The organism is Candidatus Endoriftia persephonae, assembly GCF_023733635.1.
GTDB lineage: Bacteria > Pseudomonadota > Gammaproteobacteria > Chromatiales > Chromatiaceae > Endoriftia > Endoriftia persephonae.
On sequence record NZ_CP090569.1, the window covers coordinates 2,109,023 to 2,128,323 of the forward strand.

A 19,301-nucleotide genomic window follows, 5' to 3' on the forward strand; every position below is an offset into this window, starting at 1 on the left:
TTGTATCTTCATCTACTAACTGAACTGCATCGGCTAAAGGCTCAACTACAATACTAAAATTATTCTTAAGGTACTCTTCAATATCATCCTCTGGTCTATATCTCCCATGGAAAACTTCTATGGAAGACGCAAACTTTAGAGGCTAGTACCCCTGCTCAACATAATGATAATACAAAAAAGGGATTCTTCCGTTCCACTGACTTAAACTTCTTCTTGAGCAAGTTAACGAAATATTAATATGTTGCAATACTTCTCTAACTACCCCATCCGTAACGCATAACTCAACGCCACTTTCTATTAAAGAGTGGGCAATATCCGAATATTTTTTGTGTTGCTCATCTCTATAGAATGTTTCAACTAATAAAGACAATACGATAGTTGTATCCAACCAAATTTTACCGTGACTAAATATTTTTTTAGTTACTTTCTGAACGTCAGGTGTTTCTCGTAAAAATGAATAAAGGGTATATGTATCGGATATCTTTTTTAGATGTGTTTTAACCGCAGATAAGTCAGAGCTTAATAATCTTGCTATTACATTTAAAGCAATATCAGGAAAATGAACAAGATAGCTCTCCGATGATGGGAAGTCATTTATATCTAAGAAGATACAATTATTCAGCGTATTATGATCATTTAAGCAAATATCACCATGCAGTACAGAAGAGGCAAATGATTCTCCAGATTTAATTAAATAGTGATCAATAATCCTCAATATCCTATTCGAAATTTCCTGAATGTTTTCATCATTTATGTGGTCGCTGTCCTCCCTCTCATTTCCAACCAACCTCTCAACTTCATTAGAAAACTCTACTTCTTCGCATTCAGTCTCTGCAACTCGTTCTTGTATTCGATTTACCTCTTCATAAGTAAGACAGAATTCATCTTCTTTAATCCAATGCCGTATAACTTTTTTGTTTAGCTTATTGAGTGCAGAATTAACACACTTCTCAATCTCAGCTGGGTCACTTGATGGTATAAATTCAACAACGTTTTTATGCACTTCTATACGCGCCATTCTATTCTCTGAACTTGTATTCCTTAAGGCTGCTCTGACAAGTGATTCAAAAGCTACCTTCGTTAACCCTTTATCAGTATTCTCATCTTCCCACTGCATACCTAAATAAGTTAGGGCTACTTTAGATTCTATTGAAGTTAATGCAGGTCTAGATTTCTCAATTATTGACTCAGACTCCAAAAATGGCCTTGCAATGACATCAACTAGCTGAGAAGCACAACTATATTTATTATCATCTAGTTCATACCTTTCCAAAAACCAACTTTTATCACGTATATCTAATGAAACCCCCTTGCCGATACATTTTTGTTTTAATGCATCGCCTTTCGCACCAATTTGTTGGTTTGTACAATAGATCAAAACTCTTATTTGATCGAAATTTTCTTCAAGCCACTTTATAGTCCTCATCACTTTGGGATCAAAGTCTTTAGCCACTGAATATTGAACAGCTACATATGTAGCCCCATCCGACGAAAATAATTCAGAGTCTCGTCCTCCATCACCATTTGGAGATGCCATAGTCCTAAGAGATGTAAACTCTGACGCTAGAAAGCCAGAACTAAGCTCTTCGAAATATTCCCAATCTGACGATCTTGTTTTGTCTAAAGCCAACTCAAATAATTTTCTATTCATTTTATTCCCTAATCTGTGACTCTAATACTGACGCTGAACGTCTTGGCTCAGTGGCGGCAAAAAGTGGAGCGAGGAACGAGCGGAGCTTTTTGGCGTCCACTGCAGCCACTTGTTAGCTGCTTTCTTTGCCATGATATTGAAATTGTGTGGCCATCCCTCGCCCTTCTCCTGCTGAATTTGGCAACCAGTTATCCCGCTTCAGCGCATGACAGACTTTGATCTGCCACCTATTTTGGATGGCGACCAACTCTGGCCGCATCAGCGGCTGATGTGCTTTTGATGTTGCCACCTGTTTGGATGGCTACCAACTCTGCCCCGCATCAGCGGCTGAGTTGCCTTCGATGCACCACCTGTTTTGGATGGCTATCAACTTTCCCACTTCAGCGCGGTACGGACTTTGACTCTACACCCGTTTGGATTTGGCAACCAATTTTCTCGCATAAGCGCGTGACAAATTATGGACTTGAATTGACTGAGCTTGGGGTGCCTGATGCGTTTGTTCATCGATCATCAATAATTTGTCTTTCAGCTAACGTTTGGGCTTAGTGGCGACAAAAAGTGGAGCGAGGAACGAGAGGAGCTTTTTGCCGTCCACTGGAGCCCCATTGTTGGGCATAATTCTGTGCTGGCCTGTATCCATAACTCTAAATACTCCACTTCCCTGAGGATTCGACTTTTCTGAGGCGGAAGGCTTGATTCGATTTCCTTTCAACCTGCACCATGACTTTGCAACCAAATTTTCTGAGGCGAAAGGTTTAATTCGATTTCCTTGCAGCCTGCACCATTATTCACACCCAAAAGCCTATCATTTCCTAGTAGGCGCGTGCAGCCAACTTCCGCAATGGCGACGAAGCCGCATCCTGCCTGAGCCTTGCAAGGCGAGATGATCTTTCGACAGGGACCGACCCTATTTAACCAGCTATCCTCCATGATGCCGAATAGCCTGGGCTCCAAGCCTCTCCAACTCTACCCGATTTAAACTTAATCCTCTGTTGCCTTGCACGGCTTATTCTATGGCGATGCCTTGGTTGCCCAACGTTGCAATTAACTGGTGCATTTGTAAGGAGCGAAGCGACTGAAAAATGCGTCCATGTTGAATTGTCTTGTTAGGCCATACTTAATACGTACTGTATTTCTGGCAGCATTCTTTGGACACATTCTTTTCCCTCATTTATAGCTTCATTTGCTCGATAAAACTCCAATAGACCAATATGTGACAGCTTTGGAGAAAGTAAAATATCTGGAGGGTCTCCAGCCATGCGACTCCTTGTAATTCTGTCCTGCGTAATATTGACTGAGCCAGCGATAGCTTCAAACAAGCTCGGTGGTTTATCTTCAACTTTTGTTGTTGAAAATACCGAAGCTGTATATTCTGTGACTAAATCGGTGATTTTGTCTACAACACCCGTATCTTGTTTTATTTTATCTTTTGGTTTTTGAAAATGTTTCCCAACAATATCACCATTTAAATTTACTGCTATAACAATATCTGCACCTAATGCTCGACAGACTGAAACAGGAACTGGATTGACTAATCCGCCATCTACAAGCCACTTATTATTGTTTTTAATTGCCGGAAAGAGGCCAGGTAGTGAAATGGATGACCAAACTGCCTCTAACACTGAACCTTTCGTAAACCACACCTCTCTGCCAGATTCTAAATCTGTTGCCACAGTGGCATATTGTTTATCAAGATCCTCTATTACTGAATTATCACTAGCCACATATTCATTTAAAAAATGGTGCAGCCTTTTTGTATTAACGAAACCATTCAGTGATGTGTTAATTTCAAAAAACCTAGCGGTCCCAAACTTGGTCAGTGAGCACGCCCATTCTTCCAACTTCTCAAGGTTATTTGATACATAAGATGCACCAACTAATGAGCCTATGGAAGTACCACAAACAATATCGAGCACAATTCCCTGATCAGCCAGTGCGCTAATAACACCTATATGTGACCATCCACGAGAAGAGCCACCTCCAAGGGCTAAACCAATATTCATTTTGATCTCACTCTATTGCACTTTTTGTTTTGTAAGGCCTAACGTTTGGGCTTAGTGGCGACAAAAAGTGGAGCGAGGAACGAGCGGAGCTTTTTGCCGTCCACTTGAGCCCCATTGTTGGGCATAATTCTGTGCTGGTCTGTGTCCATAATTCAAAATACTCCACTTCCCTGAGGATTCGACTTTTCTGAGGCGGAAGGCTTGATCCGATTTCCTTTCAGCCTGCACTATGACTTTGCCACCAAATTTCTGAGGCGGAAGGTTCAATTCGACTTCCTTGCCGCCTGCACCATTATTCACACCCAAAAGCCTATCATTTCCCGATAGGCACATGCAGCCAACTTCTACAATGGCGACGAAGCCGCATCTGGCCTGAGCCTTGCAGGGCGAGATGATCTTTCGACAGGGACAGCCCCTATTAACCACCTATCCCATGATGCCGAATAGTCTGGGCACCAAGCCCCTCCGACTCTACCCGATTTAAACTTAATTCTTTGTTGCCGTGCACGGCTTATTCTATGGCGATGCCTTGGTTGCCCAACGCCATGCTCAGCGGCAATTCAAAGCGGCGCGTTTTTGCGAAAGCAAAACAAGTGCCGCTTTGAATTGTCCGCTGGAGCTATTTGTTAAGTTTTTATATTTCATGCACTTCCATTTCGTACCGGAACTTGTGAGGCGTCGCACTATATATAGCAACACTTTCTAATTGATGCCTTTTAAGATTTTTTTCAATTTCAGAAAGCAGCTTGGGACTGGACTTCCATCCGACAATAATGGATGACACGCAATCTTTTGGAAAATCGAATAACCTTATAGCATGAAGTGACTCGTCACCAACGTCTGGCGGCTCCTCTGGAAATGGCAATAGCGTATTACCGTTTTCCAGTTCAATAGGTGTTACAAACCCTATAGATTTCCGATACTCTTCTTCATATTTCCAATCAGTACTTTTTGTGTAAAAAAGACTGGCATCCTGTTTAGGCTGTGTTGGGTCAAGGAAGGGCCTTTTATCTTTATATTTAACCTTCATTAGACCGTAGTTAAAATACTCATGCTCACGTCTAAAGCCTATAACAAACCCTTCATGATTCTGTGCATAATGCGACCACATAAGAATACTCTTATTTGTAGCACTAAGGCTTAGATATCCTTGAACTACCGAGTCTAACCGGATCACTGATTGGGCTTGCTCGAAAAGCCATTTTTCATCTGTATAGCATTGATAGAAATTTTCAAATTCTTTTTTTCTGGCTCTAATGTACTGCTTCCTTTTTACTTTATTACGAAAAGCATACTGGTTCGCTTCATTTTCAATGCGCTTTAAAAATTGACGCTTGTACCACGCCCTGTCTTTTTGGACTATGGCTGGAAAAGATTCAAAAGGATCGTTTAATGCATAAGCTTGGGTAAACCGAATTTTGATGTTTTCCAATACATCGATTCGTTCAGGGGGTAGGTATTTAAACAGTTCCAATTCTTTCCTTTCGAAAACTTAACGCCTAGCATCAGCGGACCGTGAAGCGGAGCGTCTTTTTGTGCAAAAATGGAGCGACAGCGACTTGCACAAAAAGTGCGCGTAGCTTTGCGGGTCCGTTGGATGCTATTGTTATGCCATTTCATGACATTGGCTGCCTGATAATTGTTTTCCATTTTTCAGGGGCCGCACGCCTAATATCACTCAAATATATCTCGTGATGCCTGCCTCTTCTCTGGCTTCCATTTTCTTCAATAAATGAGTGTACTTTTTCTATAGTCGGCCCTTCCTCAGAGAATGGACCTATATGCATTATTTGTGCTGCCTTACCTTCATCAAAGAACTCAAACCTTACTAGGGGCAAAGATACAGGGTCTTTCTTTGTTTTCACTTGTTCTATTGCCTCCTGAACCATTTCTTTTGTAATAAGGTCAGGCTGCATTATCATAAGTGTCCATTTCCATTCATCTTTATTGCCTACACTGAAAGAAGACATATCATCTGCCCACCACAACCCTTCCAAGGGCATCACCCCATAGTCAATCCCTATCTTTCCTTTTTTAACCGTGAATTTCAGCGTATATGAAAGAGGATATAAAACCTCAATGGCATCTTGGAATGATTTTGATGTATTGGGATCACCCTCTCCATCAATCATAAGAAAATTCATTGTTGGCACATCTACAACTTCAACTTTTTTAGCTGACGGCTTGTATAGATGCTTGAATTCTTTTTTATAATCTATCTTTTCCACCGAAACTTCTCCTTATGGGCATAACGTCTTGGCTCAGTGGCGGCAAAAAGTGGAGCGAGGAACGAGCGGAGCTTTTTGGCGTCCACTGCAGCCACTTGTTAGCTGCTTTCTTTGCCATGATATTGAAATTGTGTGGCCATCCCTCGCCCTTCTCCTGCTGAATTTGGCAACCAGTTATCCCGCTTCAGCGTATGACAGACTTTGATCTGCCACCTATTTTGGATGGCGACCAACTCTGGCCGCATCAGCGGCTGATGTGCTTTTGATGTTGCCACCTGTTTGGATGGCTACCAACTCTGCCCCGCATCAGCGGCTGAGTTGCCTTCGATGCACCACCTGTTTTGGATGGCTATCAACTTTCCCGCTTCAGCGCGGTACGGACTTTGACTCTACACCCGTTTGGATTTGGCAACCAATTTTCTCGCATAAGCGCGTGACAAATTATGGACTTGAATTGACTGAGCTTGGGGTGCCTGATGCGTTTGTTCATCGATCATCAATATTTGTCTTTCAGCTAACGTTTGGGCTTAGTGGCGACAAAAAGCGGAGCGAGGAACGAGCGGAGCTTTTTGCCGTCCACTGGAGCCCCATTGTTGGGCATATTTCTGTGCTGGCCTGTGTCCATGACTCAAAATACTCCCCTTCCCTGATGATTCGACTTTTCTGAGGCGGGAGGCTTGATCCGATTTCCTTTCAGCCTGCACCATGATTTTGCAACCAAATTTTCTGAGGCGGAAGGTTCAATGCGATTTCCTTGCCGCCTGCACCCTTATTCACAGCCAAAAGCTTATCCTTTCCCTGTATGCCCTTGCAGCCAACTTCTGCAATAGCGACGAAGCCGCATCCGGCCTGAGCCTTGCAGGGCGAGATGATCTTTCGTTAAGGCACCAACCAAATTGCCCAACTCTCTGCCATGATGCCGAATAGTCTGAGCTCCAAGCCTCTCCGGCCCTATCCGATTTAAACTTAATTCTTTGTTGCCGTGCACGGCTTATTCTATGGCGATGCCTTGGTTGCCCAACGAGCCTGTCGAAAAACCAAATTCAGACAAACACTCTTTTGTTCAGATTATTTCTGACAGCGCTCATTCATTGTTTTTTTGATTAGTCCGTAATTCTGTCTCTGAGCAGATTAATCTCGCACTCTGTCCTTCGGTTTACGCCCATTCCCATCCATATCGGTGAATCTTCAGGATGTTATGTAACATCATCATCAATTTCCACTGCCCATCCACCTTGCGCTTGCTTCGGAGACTGAATCGCTTGATGCCAACGGCATCGGTGATGTGACCAAACACCGGTTCTACAGTACCCAACCGCTGACTGTAGATATGTCGTCCCTCTGGGCTGTCAATCTTGCGCTTCATCCGTTCGATAACTCCCGCCTTCTGCTCCTGGGTAATGTCTAGTGCAACATTGATCTGTCGCGGGGTGTGCTGTTGTTCATTTCTGAGGCAGCGCTTCCTCAGTCCGCAATTATTACAGTCCTTTTCATAGGCCTGAAACTGCATGAACAGATGATGACCTATGCGGGCCCGCTTCGCCTTGAGCCACAGGGCATGTCCCGCAGGGCAGCGGCAGGTCCGCTTTTTTCGATCAATGATGAATTCACTCCGCGTAAAGCGTTCTTTATCCTTGCGTCTGTTTCTCTCCCTGGGTTCCTTATGATCCTTGAAGCGCGGATCGCGTGAGCGGAAGCCCGTATCGGCGATATAGGCATCGACGCCTTCGGCTTCGAGGTATTCGAGCATCTCGCGGTTATGGTAGCCGGAGTCGGCAGTGATTTTTGTCTTTTTCAGGGTGCTTTTCGATTTGCTGTCATTGAAGGTATCTCTGATGCCTTCGATAACAGGTTTAAGCAGTCCATGCTCCTGGCCCTGCCAAAACGCTTCGGCGTATATGACAACCTGGTTTTTGCTGTCGACCGCTGCCACTCCGGTGTAGCCCTGTATCACGCCATGGCTGGTCTTAATCTTGGCGCTTTCGTTGTCGGTTATATTGCTTTTGACCTCCCGTCCACTCACCCCTGTGCGCTCCGGCTCGGTATCCAGAAAGCGTTTGATCTTGCGCGAGACGGCGCGCAGTTTCTTGATCTGTTCGGCTTCATCATGCCTCTGGATGCCGGGGGATTGCTCTGCGCTGTCCTGCTCACAATGGCGTTGCAGCATGCGCCTTACCGCACGATCGATTTTCTGCCGCTTTTTCTTTAACTCCGTATGGGTGCCGCTCCACTCCTTTGAGGCATTGGAGGGTAGTTTGCAGCCATCTATGGCGAACATCTCTTTGCCGATCAGTCCCAGCTGATCACACATCAGGACAATCTGACTGAACAGATCAGCAACGGCCTCGGGGGAACGTGAGACAAAATCTGCCAGTGTACTGTGATCGGGTTGCAGGTCCGCCGACAGCGCCATGAAGATGATGTTCTCACGGCACAGCCGTTCGATCCGGCGGCTGCTGGTAATCCCTTTGGAATAGGCCAGAATGATGATCTTCAACAGCACCCTTGGATCATAGGCCGGGCGACCGTTTTCATCATTGCAGTAGTATTGATCGAAAGCGGATAAATCCAGTTCATTATCGATCAGGTAAGCGAGGGAATATTCAAAACTGCCCGGCAGGATCTGACGCTCAAAGGAGACCGGGATCATTTTCATTTGATCATAATTGTAGTCCTTGTAACGAGCCATTCTCCCTTTCTCCCAGTTTGACTTAGTATGCTCGTATTCTACATTTGTAGGGGTTTTCCGACAGCCTCAACGATAAGGCTAACCGGCCACCAAAAGTGGAGTGGCTGTAGCGCAGCGGAGGCCACGCCGCTTTTGATGGTCCGAGTTTAGCCGCTTGTTAGCCAAAATGTTTTCTCCTATGGCAGTTTGGGCACAAAGCTATTGAATTCTTCACTGTATCTTCGCCACCCTGTGAAAGCGGAATTTTATGATGTACCTCTAAATATGGTGTGCCATCAGATTTTCTGAGAAATGGCGCTTTGCATTTGCATGCTTGGCATATACCGTTTGCTAAATATAATACTTCGGCTACCACATCAGGGTTTCTTATGAAATCCCATACCTTTTTTTCTATTCTTTTGGGTTTCTTTTCTGCCTTTAATAACCTCTGATTCCTTTCTTTACTATTACCATCAAGCGATGCTTTTACTTTTTTATAAAATACTTGTTCTGTGTAGTTTGATAGAAACCATTCTTTAATTTCACCTCTTAATGTCCACACAAAGCCATGCTTTGTATCTTCCCCTTCAAATAAACAGGGCCACCACCTTTTTTGTCCATTTTTTCTAATCGTGGGCTGGTATGAAAATTCACTAGCAACCTTTTTTGCCAGCCTGACAACATGCAGATTGACATCACCTATGGATTTATATCCCAAGTGTTGCTTCACTTCTGCTGCTGTTGCCTTATTTTCATGAGCCGCAAGGTAATAGGACAGGAGCTCTATATCTTTGTCATCGACCATTGGTTTTTATTGGCTAACGACGCAAATCACCGGCGCCAAAAAGCAGAGCGAAGCGGTGCTTTTTGGCGTCCGAGTGAATTTGCCTTGTTATGTGTTGATTGCATTGTTGGCCTCTTCGATCAGGCGCTTTCTTAATTGCACAAGCTGTTCAATATCGAGGATATCCCGCACCTTCTTTTTAACTACCTCAGTAGCTACAACTGGATCTGGCTCTGCGCCTTCCTCGATGGTTAAGATTTTCGAAAAGTCCTTGTAAACTTTATCGATGTGCTTCGAACGTTGTTCTTGATATTGTGGAGCCCCAGTAGTTTGGCGAATGAAATGCTCTCCAGCTCCGAGGCTTCTTAGGGCCTGCTCGAATGGAAAAAGGTTTTCGTTGATATCATCCGTTAACCAAGCTGCATATTCTTGCCTGAGAGTATGGAAATTCCCTGCATGGCTTAGTGCTTTATCCGTTGGCCCTTCACGAAACAGCGTTGACACCGTTTCGTGTACCTCTTGCATATATTTCTCACAGAACTCCACATGCTTATCAAACGCGACATTCGCCATGTGGGATGTGGCACCAATATTGAATACTTGCTGGCGCTTTTGGATTTCTAGGTTTCGTTCATGCGCACTTTGATCGCGCAGTACCTGGTAAAGCACGCCAAAAAGTGCCAACAGACCAGGAGAAGCGTAAATGCCTTTTAGCATCTCATCTGTTGGCAAAGTATACGCAACGAAAAATGAGCAAATGGCTAACGTTGCAAGCGCGATGTAAATTTTCATTTCTTACACATAACGCCAACCATCAGCGGCGCGCGCCTTTGGCGCGTCCGCTGGATGGTTTTGTTAGCTATTTTCTTCGATTAGTTGCGCCAACTCTTTGATACCAATTGGCGGATTACTTCTATGTAGCATTCTATGGCAGTTTGAACACACCGCTGACAAATCATTAATGGTTGTTACAGTTTGTCGTTTTAATGAGGCTAATGGTTTATTGTGATGCGCCTCGATAAAGCCGTAACCTAACTGACCATATTTCTCACCGAAATCGAATTTACATACTTCACATTTGTAATTGGATAGTGAAGCTTTGAACTCCTTAACTAAGCGTGATGACCTTTCTAGCTTCAAATGTTTTTTAAGATTTCTTCTGCCTTCAATATCAGAGAATGGCTCTGCCGGATCGTCGAAATAGTAACTACCTTCTTTTATTATTGCGTCTAGCACACTTGCTGTTTTCTCATTAATGTACCTAAACGTTCCAGCCCCCCAGCTTGGTACACCAATGCTTTCAAGTTCTTTATAGGTAATACCTTTGATTTTTTTATGTTCGTCAAGCGGTTTGAATTTCTTGAAGTAAATGAAGCTGCCGTCTCTTTCCGTGATTGTTGAACGCCCCCACAATACTAATGTACTGTCGGTATCTCTATAGACAAAATATGCTTTTCCTTCGGCCCTATCGCTGAACTCGCCTACAGCACTTTGCCACCAATATTTCTCACATAATGTTGATTCCCAGCAAGTAGCTTGGCATACGCCTTTTTTATTTATTTTATATCCCGTCTTAACAACGTCATTTTTGCATTGAAACAGTCTTCGGTCTCGGTCCGCTTGTTGGCAATGACCGCTCCATTCCTGATTATTGAAAGCTGTTCTGATTATTATGGGCATAGCTGCTCTCTGATTTAGCTAACGTTTGGGCTTAGTGGCGACAAAAAGTGGAGCGAGGAACGAGCGGAGCTTTTTGACGTCCACTGCAGCCCATTGTTGGGCATAATTCTGTGCTGGCCTGTGTCCATAACTCAAAATTCTCCACTTCCCTGAGGATTCAACTTTTCTGAGGCGGAAGGCTTGATGCGATTTCCTTTCAGCCTGCACCATGACTTTGCCACCAAATTTCTGAGGCGGAAGGTTCAATTCGGCTTCCTTGCAACCTGCACCATTATTCACACCCAAAAGCCTATCATTTCCCTGTAGGCACGTGCAGCCAACTTCTGCAATGGCGACGAAGCCGCATCCTGCCTAAGCCTTGCAAGGCGAGATGATCTTTCGACAGGGACAGACCCTATTAACCACCTATCCGCCATGATGCCGAATAGCCTGGGCTCCAAGCCTCTCCGACTCTACCCGATTTAAACTTAATTCTCTGTTGCCGTGCACGACTTATTCTATGGCGATGCCTTGGTTGCCCAACGTCGCAAATCACCGGATGCAAAAAGCTGCATAGTGAGGAACGAACGGCGCAGCTTTTTGCAGTCTGAGTGAATTTGCCTTGTTATACGTTTTATATATGCTCGACATTTTGTATTTGCTCGGGTGAAATAATGCTTCCATCTCCACAGAAACAGGTATTTGCAGCGTTAGCTGCCTCGATTTCCGATTCTCCATCCTCTATAAGCTTCAGATACCATAACGCATAAGGTATTTCATACCCCTTGGAGTCAGCAATAAAAGTGACTACATATGACGTAGTAATTTTCTGGTAACTAGCAACTAATTGAGCAAAGTTCTCACCAAGTAATGTGCCCGCAATATCTTCGACCATTTCAGGTGCATTAACGTAACTATGATGTGCTCCTGGTGCATGAATGGCCACATCCTTTATCAAAAATGCAAATGGCCCCTCATCATGTTCGCCTTGCTTGCCCATAAGTGAAGTTGAAAATGGATTATTTCCTGAATGTTCGAGATCTACTGCCAATTCCTTAAGTCTGGGTTCTATGAATTTTATTGCAGCGGTCTTAGGTAGAATTCCATGTTTATAAAATGAGTTATGGTCTTCTACTCTTGTGCCGTGGAACCAAGCAACTTTTAGCGTGGAACTGGGTGCTCCAAATTGTTCACAGGTTTGATCGTAGATAACATCTTGTGGGGGCTGGAAATCGCTATCATATGGCTTTACTGATCTTATTAATGTCAAGAATTCCGGCTCTGTGACATCAAATATTTTACATAGTGACTTTTTAGCTGATTCAGGGGAAGAGCAATCTAAGATCATGTTTTATTCTTCCAGATGCGCATTTTACGTATAACGCTTGGGCTCAGGGGCGCGCAGCGAAGCGGAGCGTCCCTTGGAGCCCTTTGTTATGTTTTTGGTAGCTTAAAGCCATAATTCTTCTCAAGATGTTTTAATACTTTATGCAGGGCGCGATAGATGTTTAACTCATTAGCCCCAAACGGATAGTATCCGGTTATCAGTTCTTCGCTTGGAATATCTTTAGTGACGTTCCATTTTTTGTGCTCTTTTTTCCCATCAAAGAATTTGACTGGATAACGAAAAGAGCGACCTTCGCTCTCAAGTTCACCCCAACTACTATAATTCTGTATATTGCCGTTGTAACACTCGTTACCAACTATATCTTCTAGTTCGATTAGTATCTGCTTTAATGGATCAATCTCTCTTCTAGTGTTTTTGATAGATTCGTGTTGCCGTACTCTTTTCTCTATTTCTTCAAGTTGAAGTCTGAAGTACCTTTCGTTTTCTTCTTCAGCCTCTTTCCTCCACTGATTGAGCAATTCTTTTGCGATATTGGGATGCTCGTATTCCTTTAACTCTTTCAGTGCTTCAATTTCGTCTTCTATTTCTGACGCTACTTCATCCCAGCCTTCGTACATTTCTTGTGCAGATTCGATGATTTGTTCTTTTTGTTTTTCTGTAATACCCGTGAAATCAATCGATTGAAATTGTCGATAACCATCGATTTCCTCTTTTACAGAATATTCCCGCATGTCCTTGTCGTCAGGCCAGGATTCTTTAGCCCTCGCTCGAATTTCTTCCAATACAGAATCAGGAATAGTCATCTCGTTACCTCATTTTGAAACATAACGACCCACATCACCGGCAGCAAAAAGCAAAGCGAGGTACGAGCGGCGCTTTTTGCTGTCCGAGTGCATGTGATTGTTATGCGCGTCATCCATCAATGAACTCTGCTATTTTCTGTGTTAGGACCTGTAGATTTTTCACTTCACACTCCCATACAATTAATACAGACCACCCTTGATTATTCAGCTCTTCAATATGAAGTTTATCCCTTTCCATATTGGACTTGATCTTTTTTACCCAGTATTCACGATTACTTTTAGGTAATCTATCCCCTCTTTTGCACTTATGCCCATGCCAAAAGCAACCATGCACAAATATAATTTTCTTTCGTGAAGGATAAACTAGGTCCGGTTTGCCGGGAAGATCTTTTCGATAGAGGCGATGACGGTAACCTAATGAATGAGAAATTTTTCGTACAACTAATTCAGGTTTTGTATCCTTACTTTTTACACACCGCATGATACGGCTACGTTGTTCTGCTGTTTCCTGCATTAGGCTCGCCGGATAGCAGTTGGCTCCGACTGTTTCATCAAAACACCGTTTTGCTCAATCGTTGTTGTTCGAACGGTATCTGTACCCCGGTAGCTGACGTCGAAGGTAACCGTGAACAATTCCTCGTTTTTCCCTCCAAAGCAACTATGAAATGCCGTTAGGATTTCTACATCATTAATTGATTGTGCTGGTGGGTGCGGATTGTTTCGCGGGCTTGGTATTGTTGGTGGAAGTAGGTAAATGCATGGAGGGGGAAGTGTAAATGGACCAACATTTGTTGGCTGCCTGTTGCCATCTACTATCTTTGGACATGGCCGACCGATAGTGCCGCAAACCATATCCCATATGATAACACCATCTACTCGCTGTTCTCTAAATATAATCTCTGCACCTAGGCGAGTATGTATTCCTGACCAAGCATTGTGCCTCGGATCTGCACCTGTGTTAGTGCAAACACTCCAAACAACAAATTCGTTGGCGTGTGGTGGGCGCTCAAAAATATTGGTATTATTACCATCAAGACAGCCTTTCAGTTCAATTATTGCTGTCTTTCCAGAGTTAAGACTGACGGAATAATCGTGGCGATTTGCTTCCCCAGCGGATTCCCAGTCCGCGATGTAGCCACGGTCTTGCATATAATTTAGGATGTGTTTAACGAATTCTCTTTTCTCGCGCATCGTTGCAGAAAACTGTCCACGGATTCGCTCAATCGCCCCGCGAAAAAGACCGCTATTATAAAATTCGGCCTCTGTTAACCCGTGGCTTCCGAGCGTGTGAGCTTCTGTTTTTAAAGTTTCCGCATATTCTTTAATTTTTTCTCGAAGATCCTTGTTCTGCTCACACGGTATAACACTCATGCGGCCTCCTTGCTTGCCCGAATTTGCTTTTTGATTATTGGCTCAATAATCCTCTCAGCAAGGTGCCGAACCACAGGAACCACAACGCCATCACCAGTAAGGTGGTAAGCTTCATTATAGCGTTCTGGAAGAATGTAACTGTCAGGCAGCCCCATAAGTCTAGCCGTCTCACGACTTGAAATTAGGCGCGATCTTACTTTGCTGCCATCAACTACTATAATCAACTGCCTGCTAGAGCCCCCCGCTGGAGTTCTGAGGCAACCAGCAACGTCATCGAACCTCACTTCTGCGCGCTGAACCTTTATCCCTGCTACATCTCGCCTAGTTCTCTTATAGACAGTACCGACCACTCTACGCCCAAGCCGCTTAGCTTTCTGTAATTTTTCTAAATTTAGATCGCTCATCATGTTTATGAGCTGAGATGTTTGTTCTTTTGTGTGCCACATAACCCCCGATGGGTTTTCTTCTATGATATCAGACAAGGTTATTGTTCTCTCTGCTGGCGCATCAAAATGCCACCATATCCAATTCTCCTTTATCCTTGCTGTCAGTTTACTATACGCCACCTTGAGAGAACGGGTATGCCACATAGGCATAGGATTATCACCAACAATCTCTTTCGGGATTTTTATATCAGATCGAACAGCAATTATAAACAGCCTAGGCCTAGACTGGGGAACGAACAGAGCAGCATCAACAATGACCGCCCCAACCCTATAACCCTCGTCCGTCAGTGCCTTGCAAATTGCTGAAAAGTCTTTTCCACCATGTGAAGTAACCGCTCCAGCGACATTCTCAAGGACAATAACACTTGGTGCCCGCCCCTCATTTGCTATAGATTTTATAAGTTTCCAGAAGGGCCAGAATGTACCTGAACGCTCACCTTTGAGTCCAGCACCACCTCCAGCGATCGACAAGTCCTGACAAGGAAATGACGCCCATACTAAATCAGCATTTCCAGGGAGATCGCTGGGTTTTAATAGACGGACATCACCTGGCTTAAGTTGCTCTCCACCCCAATTAATGCTGTATGTAGCACATTTCTTATGATCAAAATCATTTGCAAGAAGACACTCCCACCGGTCGCCCAGACCAGCACGGGCCATGCCACCGCCAGCAAAGAATTCGTAAAATGAGTATTCTTTTTTTAGTTTCACTTTTTATCCTCCTTGAGCAGTTGAATTTGCTTTCCTTCAGCGTTTTGAGCTACAAACTGGCGCATAAAATCCCTTAGCACCTGAGATGCTTTCACATCCTGCGCCTTGCAAGTCGTGATAAACTGTCGATGTAGTGAGGGTTCTATCCTAATCCGAAGTGCAGCCGATTTTGTCATTATTCCACCATTTGGATACACAGTTGTGTATCCATTTTATGCCATAACCTCAAACCCTTCAACCACACGAAGGTGCTGAAGTATGTAATTGGCGCATAACGCCAGCAATAACCGGCAGGCCGTAGTGGTGTTTATTTTGTGCTATCCTCTTTTAGCACAAAATAAACACCGCGTAGGACTGTCCGAGTTAATTGCTTTTGTTATGTCAAATATTCGCTATAAACTAATTTCACGCATATCATCTAACCAGCCTACCTTATCATCTAAGGCCATTACCATCATGCGGCTAGCATTTTCAGGCTCTTCTGGTCTCGAATGAATTTGTTTCAAGATCAACTTATCGCTAATTCGCCCGCATATTTCAATCTTTCCAATGTCATGACCCATAATAAATTTAAATCGTTTTGCATACCCATCAAGCCGCAACTTGGCTTCATCAACAATATCGATTCCCTTTTTCAGAGGAACCTGAAAATGGTGTCTTACCCTTGAAACGGGCATGCACTGATATAGATAGTAAGGGTTTACGCCAATAGTAACTAGACCATTCATCAAATTCTCAATATCACTAGCACTGTCGTTAACACCCTCTAAAAGTACAGCCTGATTATTAACAGTGACTCCAGTTTGACGTATACGCAATACAGCTTCCTTAGCTATATTGGTAATCTCATTGGCGTGATTAAAATGTGTAGGAAGATAAAGGGTCTTATGCTTATTAAACTCTTCAAAACACTTCAGAAGATCGTCATCAAAGAATCGCATAGGATAAACAACGGGTGTTCTTGTGCCTATACGAACGTAATTAACATGATCAATATCTACTAGACTTTCTAGTATCTTTTTGATCCTTCGCGTGTTTATTAGAAGGGGGTCGCCTCCAGATATAATTACGTTAGTTATCTCTTTGTGCTCACGAATATAGGTTGCTGCACGCTGGAAATTCTCAACCGTTTTATCGTTAGGTAGCCCAACAATGGCTTTCCTAAAACAATGCCTGCAATACATAGAGCAATAATCTGTTGCTACTATCAGTGCAGAATAAGGGTATTTATGTAGAACACCATTTCCCTTATTATGTTTATCATCACCATAGGGATCTTTAGTTGTTTCTCCCATAGAGCCAGCCACAATCAGTTCATCTTCACTGGGGAGTGCCAATTTTCGGATGGGATCATTGGTGTCATATTCATTGAGCAAGCTCAAGTAATATCGAGGAATATTCATTGGATGCTGACCTACTACTTCCCGCAGCATCTCCTCCTCATCTTCTGACAAGTCAATGTAATGTTTCAATGAGTCGATAGAGTTTATGTTCTGCTTCAGCTCACTCTGCCAATCAACGCTTTTCCAATCTATTTTCTTCAGTTTATCAAGATTACTCAAAACTATTAGCCCCTTCTAGTGCGTACTCTATTTCGATATTGACATAACGTCCGCATCAGTGGAACGAAAAAGGGGCGCGATTTTTTGCGTAAGCAAAAATCGTGAACCTTTTGAGGATCCACTGGATGCGCTTGTTATGTTGCTGATCATTTATACTCCCCATGCCATCTTGGCTTTGACTCCATAGACTTAACAAAATAATCAATTATATCTTTTGCTTGAGAAAATAGCGGCTCAACATTAAATAACTCATGCCAAAGCGTGGGTGTTTCCGGCCCGGATGATTTTCTATCCGCCGCCTTCATATGAATTATTCTATCTCGAATTTTCTTTAATTTTTTAAATCCCTGCCAGCACCGCAATTTTTTGGGAGATGGCGTTTGTAATATTTCAGGTAAAACAGTAGAAAATTTTTCTTCTATAGAAAGCCACCTTTCTATCTGGGTTTTATCCATTTCCTCAATAATAATTTCACTTTTCCTATGTGTGTGATATTTAAAATCATCTGGAATAACCTCATTTACAAAAGCTTCCATTGCAGTAAAAGCCATTACAATTGACTCCATTACACTTTCTATATAGTCAAATTCCTGAGAATAAGACTCAAAACTAACTTGTGATTTTTGTGATTTTTGTGATTTTTGTGATTTTTGTGATTTATCAATTCCCGATTTAGTACGTATTTCCCTTGATAATTTCCAAGAACGTTTAGATATATTAAGGCATAGTGCAGTAGCATTCGGTACTGCAATTGTTAGATTCTTTTTTTTATTTAGCTTTATAACCGAGCAAAGAGTTATTTGACTCCCTTTTGGAGCTGTTTGACCTGACCAAGGTGATGTCCAGTCTTCAGCAAGACTTGTTATTAACTGCATCCTCCAATCATTTTTGTTGTCATCCATTTAGACACCAGTATTTATTGCAACATAACATTTGGGCTTAGTGGCGACAAAAAGTGGAGCGAGGAACGAGCGGAGCTTTTTGCCGTCCACTGAAGCCCCATTGTTGGGCATAATTCTGTGCTGGTCTGTGTCCATAACTCAAAATACTCCACTTCCCTGAGGATTCGACTTTTCTGAGGCAGAAGGCTTGATTCGATTTCCTTTCAGCCTGCGCCATGCCTTTGCCACCAAATTTTCTGAGGCGGAAGGTTCAATTCGATTTCCTTGCAGCCTGCACCCTTATTCACACCCAAAAGCCAATCATTTCCCTGTAGGCACGTGCAGACAACTTCTGCACTAACAACGAAGCCGCATCCTGCCTGAGCCTTGCAAAGCGAGATGATCTTTCGACAGGGACCGACCCTATTAACCACCTATCCTCCATGATGCCGAATAGTCTGGGCTCCAAGCCTCTCCGGCCCTACCCGATTTAAACTTAATTCCCTGTTGCCGTACACGGCTTATTCTATGGCGATGCCTTGGTTGCCCAACGTTTGGGCTTAGTGGCGACAAAAAGTGGAGCGAGGAACGAGCGGAGCTTTTTGACGTCCACTGGAGCCCCATTGTTGGGCATAATTCTGTGCTGGCCTGTGTCCATAACTCAAAATTCTCCACTTCCCTGAGGATTCAACTTTTCTGAGGCGGAAGGCTTGATCCGATTTCCTTTCAGCTTGCACCATGACTTTGCCACCAAATTTCTGAGGCGGAAGGTTCAATTCGGCTTCCTTGCCGCCTGCACCATTATTCACACCCAAAAGCCTATCATTTCCCTGTAGGCATGTGCAGCCAACTTCTGCAATGGCGACGAAGCCGCATCCTGCCTAAGCCTTGCAAGGCGAGATGATCTTTCGACAGGGACAGACCCCATTAACCACCTATCCGCCATGATGCCGAATAGCCTGGGATCCAAGCCTATCCGACTCTACCCGATTTAAACTTAATTCTTTGTTGCCTTGCACGGCTTAATTCTATGACGATGCCTTGGTTGCCCAACGTTTGGGCTTAGTGGCGTCAAAAAGTGGAGCGAGGTACGAGCGGAGCTTTTTGACGTCCACTGGAGCCCCATTGTTGGGCATAATCTGTGCTGGCCTGTACCCATGACTCAAAATACCCCACTTCCCTGAGG

General features: G+C 43.6%; 16 protein-coding genes. All 16 read right to left on the reverse strand.

Annotated elements, in window-relative coordinates; genetic code table 11:
* Positions 1–142: 142 nt before the first annotated feature.
* Positions 143–1,651: a hypothetical protein gene (locus L0Y14_RS09480; RefSeq protein ID WP_240991758.1), complete on the reverse strand. Its 1,509-nt coding sequence runs from the start codon at positions 1,649–1,651 to the stop codon at positions 143–145.
* 1,106 nt (positions 1,652–2,757) lie between these two features.
* Complete coding sequence (locus L0Y14_RS09485) at positions 2,758–3,654, reverse strand: patatin-like phospholipase family protein (RefSeq protein ID WP_083825220.1); 897 nt, start codon at positions 3,652–3,654, stop codon at positions 2,758–2,760.
* Positions 3,655–4,288: 634 nt separating this feature from the next.
* Positions 4,289–5,128 carry a DUF2971 domain-containing protein gene (locus L0Y14_RS09490; RefSeq protein WP_251859174.1) on the reverse strand — a complete coding sequence of 280 codons (840 nt, stop codon included), beginning with the start codon at positions 5,126–5,128 and terminating at the stop codon, positions 4,289–4,291.
* 142 nt (positions 5,129–5,270) lie between these two features.
* A complete protein-coding gene (locus tag L0Y14_RS09495; protein WP_251859175.1) occupies positions 5,271–5,882 on the reverse strand; it encodes a GyrI-like domain-containing protein in 612 nt (203 codons plus the stop codon).
* Between the two features lie 1,156 nt (positions 5,883–7,038).
* Complete coding sequence (locus L0Y14_RS09500) at positions 7,039–8,571, reverse strand: IS1182 family transposase (protein ID WP_006475872.1); 1,533 nt, start codon at positions 8,569–8,571, stop codon at positions 7,039–7,041.
* Between the two features lie 157 nt (positions 8,572–8,728).
* Positions 8,729–9,355, reverse strand: coding sequence for an HNH endonuclease (locus L0Y14_RS09505; RefSeq protein ID WP_083825217.1), 627 nt, complete (start codon positions 9,353–9,355; stop codon positions 8,729–8,731).
* Between the two features lie 87 nt (positions 9,356–9,442).
* The gene (locus L0Y14_RS09510) at positions 9,443–10,126 is read right to left on the reverse strand and encodes a hypothetical protein (RefSeq protein WP_040820392.1); all 684 of its coding nucleotides are present in this window, start codon (positions 10,124–10,126) and stop codon (positions 9,443–9,445) included.
* A gap of 63 nt (positions 10,127–10,189) precedes the next feature.
* Positions 10,190–11,014: an HNH endonuclease gene (locus L0Y14_RS09515; protein ID WP_083825218.1), complete on the reverse strand. Its 825-nt coding sequence runs from the start codon at positions 11,012–11,014 to the stop codon at positions 10,190–10,192.
* Between the two features lie 613 nt (positions 11,015–11,627).
* Positions 11,628–12,341: a hypothetical protein gene (locus tag L0Y14_RS09520; protein ID WP_138921951.1), complete on the reverse strand. Its 714-nt coding sequence runs from the start codon at positions 12,339–12,341 to the stop codon at positions 11,628–11,630.
* An 86-nt stretch (positions 12,342–12,427) separates the two neighbouring features.
* A complete protein-coding gene (locus L0Y14_RS09525; protein ID WP_040820279.1) occupies positions 12,428–13,144 on the reverse strand; it encodes a DUF3450 domain-containing protein in 717 nt (238 codons plus the stop codon).
* Between the two features lie 109 nt (positions 13,145–13,253).
* On the reverse strand, positions 13,254–13,658 hold the full coding sequence (locus L0Y14_RS09530) for a very short patch repair endonuclease (protein WP_006475836.1): 405 nt from the start codon (positions 13,656–13,658) through the stop codon (positions 13,254–13,256).
* Complete coding sequence (locus L0Y14_RS09535; protein ID WP_083825204.1) at positions 13,658–14,515, reverse strand: uS8 family ribosomal protein; 858 nt, start codon at positions 14,513–14,515, stop codon at positions 13,658–13,660. Before L0Y14_RS09535 ends, L0Y14_RS09530 begins: the two co-directional genes overlap by 1 nt.
* On the reverse strand, positions 14,512–15,672 hold the full coding sequence (locus L0Y14_RS09540) for a DNA cytosine methyltransferase (protein WP_305790599.1): 1,161 nt from the start codon (positions 15,670–15,672) through the stop codon (positions 14,512–14,514). Before L0Y14_RS09540 ends, L0Y14_RS09535 begins: the two co-directional genes overlap by 4 nt.
* Positions 15,669–15,848, reverse strand: coding sequence for a hypothetical protein (locus tag L0Y14_RS16710; protein ID WP_040820285.1), 180 nt, complete (start codon positions 15,846–15,848; stop codon positions 15,669–15,671). The genes L0Y14_RS09540 and L0Y14_RS16710 overlap by 4 nt, the downstream gene beginning before the upstream one ends.
* Positions 15,849–16,064: 216 nt before the next feature.
* A complete protein-coding gene (locus L0Y14_RS09545; protein WP_006475838.1) occupies positions 16,065–17,234 on the reverse strand; it encodes a KamA family radical SAM protein in 1,170 nt (389 codons plus the stop codon).
* Between the two features lie 146 nt (positions 17,235–17,380).
* The gene (locus L0Y14_RS09550; protein ID WP_251859176.1) at positions 17,381–18,136 is read right to left on the reverse strand and encodes a hypothetical protein; all 756 of its coding nucleotides are present in this window, start codon (positions 18,134–18,136) and stop codon (positions 17,381–17,383) included.
* Positions 18,137–19,301 lie beyond the last annotated feature (1,165 nt).

Excerpts from the sequence above, each read along its gene's own strand:
- L0Y14_RS09480 (WP_240991758.1), bottom strand. The coding sequence starts at position 1,651 with ATGAATAGAAAATTATTTGAGTTGGCTTTAGACAAAACAAGATCGTCA.
- L0Y14_RS09485 (WP_083825220.1), bottom strand. The coding sequence starts at position 3,654 with ATGAATATTGGTTTAGCCCTTGGAGGTGGCTCTTCTCGTGGATGGTCA.
- L0Y14_RS09500 (WP_006475872.1), bottom strand. The coding sequence starts at position 8,571 with ATGGCTCGTTACAAGGACTACAATTATGATCAAATGAAAATGATCCCG.
- L0Y14_RS09505 (WP_083825217.1), bottom strand. The coding sequence starts at position 9,355 with ATGGTCGATGACAAAGATATAGAGCTCCTGTCCTATTACCTTGCGGCT.
- L0Y14_RS09510 (WP_040820392.1), bottom strand. The coding sequence starts at position 10,126 with ATGAAAATTTACATCGCGCTTGCAACGTTAGCCATTTGCTCATTTTTC.
- L0Y14_RS09515 (WP_083825218.1), bottom strand. The coding sequence starts at position 11,014 with ATGCCCATAATAATCAGAACAGCTTTCAATAATCAGGAATGGAGCGGT.
- L0Y14_RS09520 (WP_138921951.1), bottom strand. The coding sequence starts at position 12,341 with ATGATCTTAGATTGCTCTTCCCCTGAATCAGCTAAAAAGTCACTATGT.
- L0Y14_RS09525 (WP_040820279.1), bottom strand. The coding sequence starts at position 13,144 with ATGACTATTCCTGATTCTGTATTGGAAGAAATTCGAGCGAGGGCTAAA.
- L0Y14_RS09530 (WP_006475836.1), bottom strand. The coding sequence starts at position 13,658 with ATGCAGGAAACAGCAGAACAACGTAGCCGTATCATGCGGTGTGTAAAA.
- L0Y14_RS09535 (WP_083825204.1), bottom strand. The coding sequence starts at position 14,515 with ATGAGTGTTATACCGTGTGAGCAGAACAAGGATCTTCGAGAAAAAATT.
- L0Y14_RS16710 (WP_040820285.1), bottom strand. The coding sequence starts at position 15,848 with ATGACAAAATCGGCTGCACTTCGGATTAGGATAGAACCCTCACTACAT.
- L0Y14_RS09550 (WP_251859176.1), bottom strand. The coding sequence starts at position 18,136 with ATGGATGACAACAAAAATGATTGGAGGATGCAGTTAATAACAAGTCTT.